This is a genomic window from Nocardia sp. NPDC004722 (genome assembly GCF_053601505.1).
In genome coordinates this window covers 1-10,072 of the sequence record NZ_JBSGBY010000306.1, presented here as the reverse complement: position 1 = coordinate 10,072, position 10,072 = coordinate 1, and the positions used below count along the sequence as shown (strand labels likewise).

Annotated in this window: 9 protein-coding genes; 4 read left to right on the top strand and 5 right to left on the bottom strand. The window is 67.6% G+C overall.

Annotation, left to right across the window (positions count from 1 at the left end; all coding sequences use genetic code 11):
* The 3 genes from ACWELQ_RS26620 to pdxH form a co-directional block, all read right to left on the bottom strand.
* Positions 1-1,213, bottom strand: a 1,213-nt coding sequence (locus ACWELQ_RS26620; protein WP_452399778.1) for a citrate synthase, incomplete at its 3' end; no start/stop codon positions are given.
* 189 nt (positions 1,214-1,402) lie between these two features.
* Positions 1,403-2,686 (bottom strand): MFS transporter, encoded by a 1,284-nt coding sequence (locus ACWELQ_RS26615; RefSeq protein ID WP_452399777.1) that lies wholly within the window; start codon positions 2,684-2,686, stop codon positions 1,403-1,405.
* 129 nt (positions 2,687-2,815) lie between these two features.
* Positions 2,816-3,541, bottom strand: coding sequence for a pyridoxamine 5'-phosphate oxidase (gene pdxH / locus ACWELQ_RS26610; RefSeq protein ID WP_452399776.1), 726 nt, complete (start codon positions 3,539-3,541; stop codon positions 2,816-2,818).
* 101 nt (positions 3,542-3,642) lie between these two features.
* On the opposite strand from pdxH, the gene ACWELQ_RS26605 reads away from it, so the two are divergent.
* Complete coding sequence (locus ACWELQ_RS26605; RefSeq protein WP_452399775.1) at positions 3,643-4,785, top strand: citrate synthase 2; 1,143 nt, start codon at positions 3,643-3,645, stop codon at positions 4,783-4,785.
* Positions 4,786-4,849: 64 nt separating this feature from the next.
* On the opposite strand, the gene ACWELQ_RS26600 is transcribed toward ACWELQ_RS26605, so the two are convergent.
* Positions 4,850-5,668, bottom strand: a complete 819-nt coding sequence (locus tag ACWELQ_RS26600; RefSeq protein WP_452399774.1) for an RDD family protein — start codon at positions 5,666-5,668, stop codon at positions 4,850-4,852.
* Positions 5,669-5,890: 222 nt separating this feature from the next.
* Here ACWELQ_RS26600 and ACWELQ_RS26595 point away from each other — a divergent pair, with 222 nt between their 5' ends.
* Positions 5,891-6,760 carry a polysaccharide deacetylase family protein gene (locus ACWELQ_RS26595; RefSeq protein WP_452399773.1) on the top strand — a complete coding sequence of 290 codons (870 nt, stop codon included), beginning with the start codon at positions 5,891-5,893 and terminating at the stop codon, positions 6,758-6,760.
* A 3-nt stretch (positions 6,761-6,763) separates the two neighbouring features.
* On the opposite strand, the gene ACWELQ_RS26590 is transcribed toward ACWELQ_RS26595, so the two are convergent.
* The gene (locus tag ACWELQ_RS26590) at positions 6,764-7,654 is read right to left on the bottom strand and encodes a hypothetical protein (protein WP_452399772.1); all 891 of its coding nucleotides are present in this window, start codon (positions 7,652-7,654) and stop codon (positions 6,764-6,766) included.
* A gap of 155 nt (positions 7,655-7,809) precedes the next feature.
* On the opposite strand from ACWELQ_RS26590, the gene serC reads away from it, so the two are divergent.
* Together serC and sepH are read left to right on the top strand one after the other, a co-directional pair.
* Positions 7,810-8,934: a phosphoserine transaminase gene (serC, locus tag ACWELQ_RS26585; protein ID WP_452399771.1), complete on the top strand. Its 1,125-nt coding sequence runs from the start codon at positions 7,810-7,812 to the stop codon at positions 8,932-8,934.
* A gap of 232 nt (positions 8,935-9,166) precedes the next feature.
* Positions 9,167-10,072: septation protein SepH (gene sepH, locus ACWELQ_RS26580; RefSeq protein ID WP_452399770.1), on the top strand; the 906-nt coding region annotated here is incomplete at its 3' end.

Here is a 10,072-nt window from a genome sequence, read left to right as displayed (position 1 = left end):
GCGCGATCCAGCCCGGCAGGCGGCCCATGGCGAACAGCACGGTGAACATGCGGGTCGGGAAGCCCATGGCCCGGTAGATGACGCCGGTGTAGAAGTCGACGTTCGGGTACAGGCGACGCTCGATGAAGTACTCATCGGTGAGCGCGGCCTCTTCCAGTGCCTTGGCGATGCCGAAGAGCTGGTCGTCGCCGCCCAGCTTGGCCAGGATGGCGTCGGCGTGCTGCTTGGCGATGGTCGCGCGCGGGTCGTAGTTGCGGTAGACGCGGTGTCCGAAGCCCATGAGCTTCACGCCGTCTTCCTTGTTCTTGACCTTGCGGATGAACTCCTTGACGTCACCGCCGTTGGCCTTGATGTCGTCGAGCATCTCCAGCACGGCCTGGTTCGCGCCGCCGTGCAGCGGGCCCCAGAGCGCGTTGATGCCGCCGGACACCGAGGTGAACAGGTTGGCGTCGGACGAACCCACCAGGCGCACGGTCGAAGTCGAGCAGTTCTGCTCATGATCGGCGTGGAGGATGAGCAGCATGTCGAGCGCGGCGGCGACCTCGGGGTCGACCTCGTAGGGCTCGGCCGGGAAGCCGAAGGTCATCCGCAGGAAGTTCTCCACCAGCGACAGCGAGTTGTCCGGGTAGAGGAACGGCTGACCGACCGACTTCTTGTAGGCGTAGGCCGCGATGGTCGGCAGCTTGGCCAGTAGTCGAATGGTGGACAGCTCGACCTGCTCGGGATCGCGGGGATCCAGCGAGTCCTGGTAGTAGGCCGACAGCGCGTTCACCGCGGAGGACAGCACCGGCATCGGGTGCGCGTTGCGCGGGAAGCCGTCGAAGAACCGCTTCAGGTCCTCGTGCAGCAGGGTGTGGCGGCGGATGCGGTCGGTGAAGTCGTCGAGCTGGGCCTGGGTCGGCAGCTCGCCGTAGATGAGCAGGTAGCTGACCTCGATGAAGGTCGACTTGCCGGCCAGCTGCTCGATCGGGATCCCGCGGTAGCGCAGGATGCCCGCCTCGCCGTCGATGTAGGTGATCGCCGACTTGGTCGACGCGGTGTTCATGAAACCGGGGTCGTAGGTGACGTACCCGGTGCTGGCCAGCAGCTTGCCCAGGTCGATCCCGTCGTTGCCCTCGACGGCCTTGGCGACGGTCATCGGGTACTCGCCGCCCGGGTATTGGAGTACCGGCTTGGCGTCGTCGTCGACGTTGATGATGTTCTCAGCGGGCACGGAAGGATCCCTCTCAGGCTTGTAACCGTAGGCACCGGACGCGGTCGGCGCGCGATGCGCTTGCGTCAACGCTAGCCGCTGTCCACAACGCCCGACCAATGAGGGTGGCTCTTTGCTACCTCACAGTCACATCGGCTCGCAGGTGAGACTAGCGGCGGTCATGTGCTATGTGCATGAACCCTGGAAATATCAGGCGAGCTGGACCTCCGAATGCGCACGTGCCACCCGGTATCGCACGAACGCCGGGAACGCCACGGCCGCGACCATCATGCCGACCACGACCAGGACGCCACCGCCCGCCGCCGCTGCAGCAGTACCCACGGCCGCGGCCGCGAAACCGTGCGCAACATCACCGATGCGCGGTCCACCCGCCACGACGACGATGAACACGCCCTGGAGTCGTCCGCGCATCTCATCGGTGGCCACCGACTGCAACATGGTGGTGCGCAGGGCCGCCGAGAACATGTCCACGGCGCCGCCGAAGGCCAGGCAGGCCAAGGCGATCCAGAGCGCAAGGGTCATTGTCAGCCCGTGCCCGGCCAGGCCCACGGCCAGACCGAATCCGACCATGCCCGCACCCCACAGCACGATGCAGACCACCACGGCCAGGCCCTGCCGCCGCACCCGCGTCAGCCAGCCGGAGAACACCCCGCCCAGCACCGCGCCCGCCGACATGGCCGCGAACAGCAGGCCCAAAGCCGTTCCGCCGGAGGCGGAGTCGCCGAAACTGTCCTGCGCGATCTGCGGGAACAACGCCCGCGGCATGCCGAACACCATGGCCACCACGTCCACCGCGAAGGAGGCCAGCAGGATCTTCTGGGTGGCCAGGTAGGCGAAGCCGTCGAAGACCTCGCGCAGGCCCGCGCGGCCCGACTCGCCGTGCGGGGGGATGGGCGGCAGCTTCCAGATCGCCCACAGCGTGGCCAGCAGCGCGATCGAGTCGATGAGGTAGAGCGTGGACAGGCCCGCGAACGGAATCAGCATGCCCGCCAGCACCGGTCCCGCGATCGCGCCGAACTGCATGACCGTCATGCTCAGCGAGTTGGCGGCCGGGAGCTGTTCGGGCGGCAGCAGGCGCGGGTAGATGGCGCTGCGCGCGGGCTGATTCATGGCGAAGAACGCCTGCTGCACCGAGAACAGGATCAGCACCAGCCACGGGTTGTTCAGTCCGGCGGCGGCCTGGGCCCAGAACAGTAGGGAGGTGATGCCGGTGCCCGCGCTGGTGATGAGCAACATCTTGCGGCGGTCCATGGCGTCGGCGAGCGCACCGCCCCACAGGCCGAACACGATGAGGGGGATGAGGCCGAACAGACCGGCCAGGCCGACATACGAAGAGCTGTGGGTGATGTCGTAGAGCTGTTTCGGGACCGCGACTACGGACAGCTGCGCGCCGATGACCGTGACGATGCCGGTGGTCCACAACCGGCGGTAGTCAGGATTCCGTAATGGAGTTATGTCGGCGAGCAGCTTCACCGAAATGACATTAGCCAGGCAAAACAGTGCTTGGCTACCGTTTTTGGGCGGATGATCCCATCATTTGGACGTGAGATTTACAACTCTCGTGACTCTCAGGGGCTTCCCCTGAAACCCCTTCAATCACGGTCAGGGTTGCAGCCGTTCGATTTTCATGGCCGACACATCCGTGTTGCCCGGTTCCAGCGTCACCTTGATCCGGTTGTGCATGCGGCTGCGGCGGCCCTGCCAGAACTCGACGGATTCCGGCTGGATCTGGAATCCGCCCCAGAACGGGGGCACCGGGATATCGGTCACCTCGGCGAAGCGGTCGGCCGTCAGATCCATCTGCCGATCCAGATCCGCGCGTGAGGCGATGGGCCGGGACTGCTCCGACGCCCACGCGCCGAGCCGGGAACCGCGCGGCCGGGACTGCCAGTAGACCTCGGTCGCCTCGACCGGCACCCGGTGCACCGGGCCGCGCACCGTGACCTGCCGCCCCATCGCCTGCCACACGAAAGTGGCCGAGGCATAGGGGGTTTCGGTGAGCTGACGGCCCTTGAACGATTCGTAATTAGTGTAAAAAGTCACACCCTCGGGGGAGAGCCCCTTGCACAGGACCGTTCGCGAGGACGGCTTGGGCCCGGTCTCGGTGAGCTCGACGGTGCTCAGCACCATGGAATTGGGATCGGTCAGGCCCGCGCCGGTGGCGTCCTCGATCCAGTTGCGCAGCAAGGGTTCCCAGCCCTCGGCCAGCCAGCTCTCGTCGAGGTCGGTCTCGCGGCCCGGATGATTGTCGCCCTGATCGACTCCGTATTCGACGCGCAAGGCGGCGATGTCGACGTCGGCAGTGGCGAATTTCTCCTGGTCAACCATGGGGCAGACGTTACTCCGCGGTAATCCTCGCGTTAAGCTCGCAAATGATCGGCGTGGCTGCCCAAGGATCGGGCAGCCCGATTTGCAAGGAGAGTCACAACATGACTGCCAGCGCTGCGGTACCCACCAATGTCGTCCCGGACGGCTTCGTGAGCGGTCTGGAGGGCGTGGTCGCCTTCACCACCGATATCGCCGAACCCGACAAGGACGGCGGTGCGCTCCGGTACCGCGGCGTCGACATCGAGGATCTCGTCGCGAATCGGGTCACCTTCGGTGATGTCTGGGCCCTGCTCGTGGACGGCGAATTCGGCCGCGGCCTACCGCCCGCCGAGCCGTTCCCGCTGCCGATCCACACCGGCGACGTGCGGGTGGACGTGCAGGCCGGCCTGGCCATGCTGGCCCCGATCTGGGGTTATCAGCCGCTGCTGGACATCGACGACGACACCGCGCGGGAGAACCTCGCCCGCGCCTCGGTGATGGCGCTGTCCTATGTCGCCCAGTCGGCGCGCGGCATCTACCAGCCCGCCGTGCCGCAGGCCAAGATCGACGAGGCCACCACCATTACCGAGCGGTTCATGACCCGCTGGAAGGGTGACCCGGACCCGCGCCACGTCGAGGCCATCGACGCCTACTGGGTCTCCGCCGCCGAGCACGGCATGAACGCCTCCACCTTCACCGCCCGCGTCATCGCCTCCACCGGCGCGGACGTGGCGGCCTCGCTGTCCGGCGCCATCGGCGCCATGTCCGGCCCGCTGCACGGCGGCGCTCCGGCCCGCGTGCTGCCCATGATCGAAGCCGTCGAGAAGACCGGCGACGCACGGGCTCTGGTCAAGGGCATCCTGGACCGCAAGGAGAAGCTGATGGGCTTCGGGCACCGCGTCTACCGTGCCCAGGACCCGCGCGCCCGCGTGCTGCGCGAGACCGCCAAGCGCCTGGACGCCCCGCGCTACGAGGTCGCCGCCGCGCTCGAGCAGGCCGCCCTGGCCGAGCTGCGCGAGCGTCGCCCCGACCGCGCCATCGAGACCAATGTCGAGTTCTGGGCCGCCGTGATCCTGGACTTCGCCGAGGTGCCGGCGCACATGATGCCCGCCATGTTCACCTGTGGCCGCACCGCGGGCTGGTGCGCGCACATCCTCGAGCAGAAGAAGCTGGGCAAGCTGGTCCGACCGGCCGCCATCTACACCGGCCCGGCCCCGCGCCAGCCGGAGACGGTGGCGGGCTGGGAACTGGTGTCGCACAAGTAGATAGACCTGAACGGACGATGGCCCGCAGCGGAAGAGGCTGCGGGCCATCGTTTTACGAGCAGGATCAAGCCTTGACGACGGTCGTGTTCACGATCTTGTCGGCGAAGGTCTGCTTCTTGTCGTCCCACAGCGGCCACAGGAAGCCGATGTAGCAGGGCAGGGCGTCGATGACGTGCAGCAGACGACGGCCGAAGGCCAGGCCGAAGCCGACCGGCTGCCCGTCGGACTCGCGAATCAGCTTGATGCCGACGGTCTTCTTGCCGATGGTCTGCCCGGTGGTGCCCTCCATGTACGCGAAGTACAGCGAGCCGCCGAAGCTGACCGCGAAGGCCAGCAGCATCAGGATGTAGCCGAAGGCGTTCATGCCGCCACCGGTGCAGTTGACGTCGTAGGTGCTGCTGGTGGTGCACTCGACCTTCGACGTACCGGCCGCGCCCGCGATGAAGTACAGGATCATGGCGGGCACGAAGACGATCAGGTAGTCGATCAGGTACGCGCCGACGCGGGCGCCCCAGCTCGCATACTGTGCCCCGTATCCCCCGAACGGAGCATAGGCGGGCTGCGGCGCGCCATACGCGGGTTGCGGTGCGCCGTAAGCGGGTTGCTGCGGTGCGCCGTAGGCCGGCTGCTGGGGAGCGCCGTAGGGCGACTGGTCGTAGGCGGGCTTGGGGGCGTCGTACGCGGGCTGCGCGCCGTACGCGGGCTGCTGCGGGGCGCCGTAACCGGGCTGCGGCGCACCGTAACCGGGCTGGGGAGCGCCGTAGGCGGGCTGCTGGGGAGCGCCGTAGCCGCCGGGAGCGGACTGGTCGGCGGGCGGGTAGCCGTATCCGGGCTGCTGCGGCTGTTGCGGCTGCTGCGGATACGGGTTGTTCGGGTATGTCATTCGATTCCTTGCGAAACGGTTGATTCGGTCGAGCAGGCTACAGTCTGGGGCAATTCGGCCGATGGCATGAACTCGAAGCCGCTCTCGCCGTGAATCCTGCGGTCGAACAGTGGATTACAACAGCCCCAACAACCGTGGTGAGCTGGTTGCCGGACCGCGACAGTTGAAATAAACATGATTCGGGTCCTGGCCTCTGAGATCGGATTCACATAACCTGCATCGGTGCTCGACGCAGGACTTTCCAGGCGCGGCCTCTTCGCCGCGGGTGCGGCGCTCGCCGCAGGCCTCGTCACCGCCGGATGCGGCGTGGCGAGCGGTAATTCGTCCGATCGCATCCTGGAACCGCCGCGTGCGGGGGCCGATCCGGCCACCGCGCCCGCTCACTTACCGTTCTCCGCCGCCAACCCCGACGCGGTGGCGGCCAAGTACGCCGGGCGGCAGCCGCAGGCGTGGGGCACCGACATCGACGGCATCATCTCCGGATTCAATGCCACCGGTAAACAGTTCGCGGTCACCTTCGACGCCTGCGGCGGACCCGGCAACAACGACATCGACGAGAACCTGCTGGCTTTCCTGCAGGCGCAGCAGATCCCGGCGACCCTGTTCCTGAACAAGCGCTGGATCGACGCCAATCCGGCGCGGGCCACGCAGCTGGCGAGCAATCCGCTCTTCGAGATCGGCAATCACGGGACCGTGCACTGCCCGCTGTCGGTGACCGGCCGCGCCGCCTACGAGATCAAGGGCACCGCCTCCACCCAGGCCGCGGTGGACGAGGTCTGGGGCAATCATCAGCGCATCGCCGCGCTCGTCGGGCACGCGCCGCGCTTCTTCCGGGCGGGCACCGCCCACTACGACGATGTGGCGGTGAGCATCGTCAAGGAGCTGGGGGAGACGCCCGTCGGCTATTCGCTCAACGCCGATTTCGGTGCGACCGCCTCTGCCGCGCAGGTCCAGCAGAACATGAACGCCGCCAAGACCGGCGGCATCTCGCTGGCCCACATGCACCGCCCCAAGTCCGGCACCGGGCCGGGCATGCTGGCCGCGCTGCCGGCGCTGAAGGCCAACGGCTTCCAATTCGTGCACCTGCCCTAGCGGTCACACCTCGCGGGATGCCGCCCAGTCGACGGCCACGGATTCGCCGCGGTCGACGGTGAAGAAGGCGGCCTCGAGGTGACGGCCCAGATCGATCAACTCCATGGCGGACAAGGGGACCGGCGCCACCACCCGCACCCGCCACGGGGTCGGCTCGTCCCAGGCGCGCAGTTCCAGATCCAGCCGTAGCACCGGATCGTCGCGCCCGGTGTAGTCGGCGGCCACCGGCGTGGCGGCCAGCACGGTCGCCCGGGCCCGCCGCCCGTCGGCCAGGATCTTGGCGATATTGGTGCGCGAAGTCTCCTCGGGCGCGGGCAGATACAACACCACCCGGTCGTGATCGCCGGGATCCACCCGGCAGCACACGATGTCCCCCGGCTGCATCCACTCCCGATCCGCCGCGCTCACCCGCTGCCGCACCCGCGTCTCGTACGCATGCCGATCCTCGAGCTGAATCCGCACCCAGAACTCCGACCCGCGCTCGGCCGCCTCGGCATCCCGCGCTTCGGCGCGGCGCTCCGCCGCCGCCCGCGCGTCCACCCGCTTCTCGGCCCGGGTGCGAATATCGGCCCGGGTGTCGGACACCGGCATCGAATCAGGTTGGGCGGGTGGGGGTTTCGTGGCGCTGCGGACGCTGAGGATGGTGGCGGTGCCTTCGGTGCCGTGCAGGAGCAGTTCGCGGCGGGCGGCGTCGTCGAGGGTGGGGCCGCGGCGGGTGAGGCCGCGGGAGCCGAATTGTGAGGACAGGCGGGCCAGCAGGCCGAGGGGCGGGCGTGGCAAGGGGTCTTGCCGACGCTGCGATGGTCCGGGAGTCGCTGCCGGGGGTGCGCTGGGGGTGGAAGCGGGCGGCAGGTCGGGGGTGGTGCTCGGTCGCTCGTGTGCGGCCATGTCCATGGCGGTAAACCGTAATGGTTGTGTGGTTCGTGCCACAGCGTTACGCGCGGTTTGTGGCGAGGCGAAACAGGGGACGCCAAACGTGGGGGTCGGAAGGTTTTCAGGGCCCGGACCCCCTCGCGTACTCGGGTGATAGCCCCTTTACCCTTGTCGCCATGACCTCTGCGTTCCCGACCATCCCCGACGATCTCAAGCCCGCCGATGGACGGTTCGGTTGCGGCCCTTCCAAGGTCCGCCCCGAGCAGTTGCAGTCCCTGGTGGATACCGGCGCTTCCGTGTTCGGCACCTCGCACCGCCAGAAGCCGGTCAAGGACGTGGTGGCGCGGGTGCGCTCCGGTCTGCGCGAATTGTTCTCCCTGCCCGACGGTTACGAGGTCGTGCTGGGCAACGGTGGCACCACCGCGTTCTGGGATGCCGCCGCCTTCGGCCTGATCCGCGAGAAGTCGCTGCACCTGAGCAACGGCGAGTTCTCCTCGAAGTTCGCCTCGGTCGCCAAGGGCAACCCTTTCATCGGTGACCCGATCGTGGTCAAGTCGGAGCCGGGCGACGCCCCCGAGCCGACCTCGGACCCCTCGGTCGACCTGATCGGCTGGGCCCACAACGAGACCTCCACCGGTGTCGCCATTCCGGTGTCGCGTCCGGCGAACTCGGACCACGCCCTGATCGCCATCGACGCCACCTCCGGCGCGGGCGGTCTGCCGGTGAACATCACCGACACCGACGTGTACTACTTCGCCCCGCAGAAGTGCTTCGCCGCCGACGGCGGCCTGTGGATCGCGCTGATGAGCCCGAAGGCGCTCGAGCGCGTCGAGGAGATCAAGAACTCGGGTCGCTGGACGCCGGAGTTCCTGTCGCTGCCGATCGCGGTCGACAACTCCACCAAGGACCAGACCTACAACACCCCGGCGCTTGCCACCCTGTTGCTGTTCGCCAACCAGATCGAATGGCTCAATGGCAACGGCGGTTTGGACTGGGCCGTGAAGCGCACCGCCGACACCTCCTCGCGCCTGTACTCGTGGGCCGAGACCAGCGAATTCGCGACGCCGTTCGTGCAGAACCCGGCGCTGCGCTCGCAGGTGGTCGGCACCATCGACTTCGCCGACACCGTGGACGCGGCGCAGGTGGCGAAGGTGCTGCGCGCCAATGGAATCGTGGACACCGAGCCGTACCGGAAGCTGGGTCGTAACCAGCTGCGCATCGGCATGTTCCCGGCCATCGACCCCGAGGATGTCTCGCAGCTCACCCGCTGCATCGACTGGGTCGTCGAAAAGCTCGGCTGATCAGTGAGAACGGCACCGGTTCACGGTTTCTTCACGATCGATGAGGGACCGTGAAATCGGTTTCGCCACTGAGGCGAATCGATCACACTAATGCGGCGCGGAAGTCTGGGAACAGATTTCCGCGCCGCGTGTCTTGCCCCATGATTAACAGAAGTGCACTACTGTTCCAGAACGTGGGCGGTGTCGCGAGCCTAGCTATAGCTGTGAGGGACGCAGCGAACAGGAGGTAACGGTGCGTGAACTTCGAGTGATCGGATTGACGCCCGATTCCACGCACATCGTGTGCATCGATACCGAGAGCGGCCAGAAGTACCGGCTCGCCGCCGATGACAAACTGCGCGCCGCTGCCCGCGGAGATCTTGCCAGGTTCGGCCAAATCGAGATCGAGACGGAAGCGACGATGCGCCCACGCGATATCCAGGCTCGTATCCGTGCCGGCGCCTCGGTGGAGCAGGTCACCGAAGAGTCCGGCATGCCCCTGTCGCGCGTCGAGCGTTTCGCGTATCCCGTTCTGCTGGAACGCGCCCGGGCCGCCGAGCTGGCACAGAAGGCGCACCCCGTCCGCAACGACGGCCCCGCCGTGGAGACCCTGATCGAGATAGTGTCGGCCGCCTTCGCCGAGCGCGGCCACAATATCGAGGTCGCCGAATGGGATGCCTGGAAGGACGAGAAGGGCTACTGGGTGGCCCAATTGCAGTGGCAGGCGGGCCGTTCCGTGATCGCCGCGCACTGGCGCTACCAGCCGGACGCGCACGGCGGCTCGGTGGTCCCGCTCGACGATCCCGCCTCGGATCTGATCGACCCGGATTTCGGGCGCGCGCTGCGCGGCCTGGCGACCATCCTGCCGGATCAGAACGACGTCGCCGTGGAAGAGGCCCCGGCCCCCGCGCCCGCGCCGCGTGAGGAGCGCGCGGCCGGATACGACTCCGCGCCCGCCCGAGTCACCAAGCAGGCCAGCTCGGAGGACTACTTCGAGCAGCGTGCCGCGGTCGGCGACGGCACGGTGCCGGTGGTGACGGCGACCGCGACCGCCGCCCCCGCGCATGGCATTGGCGATACCCGCGAGGCCACCGACGATCATGAACACCGCGATCGAGCCGTCCGGATTCATGAGCGCCGCGAACGCGAACAGGGTGGC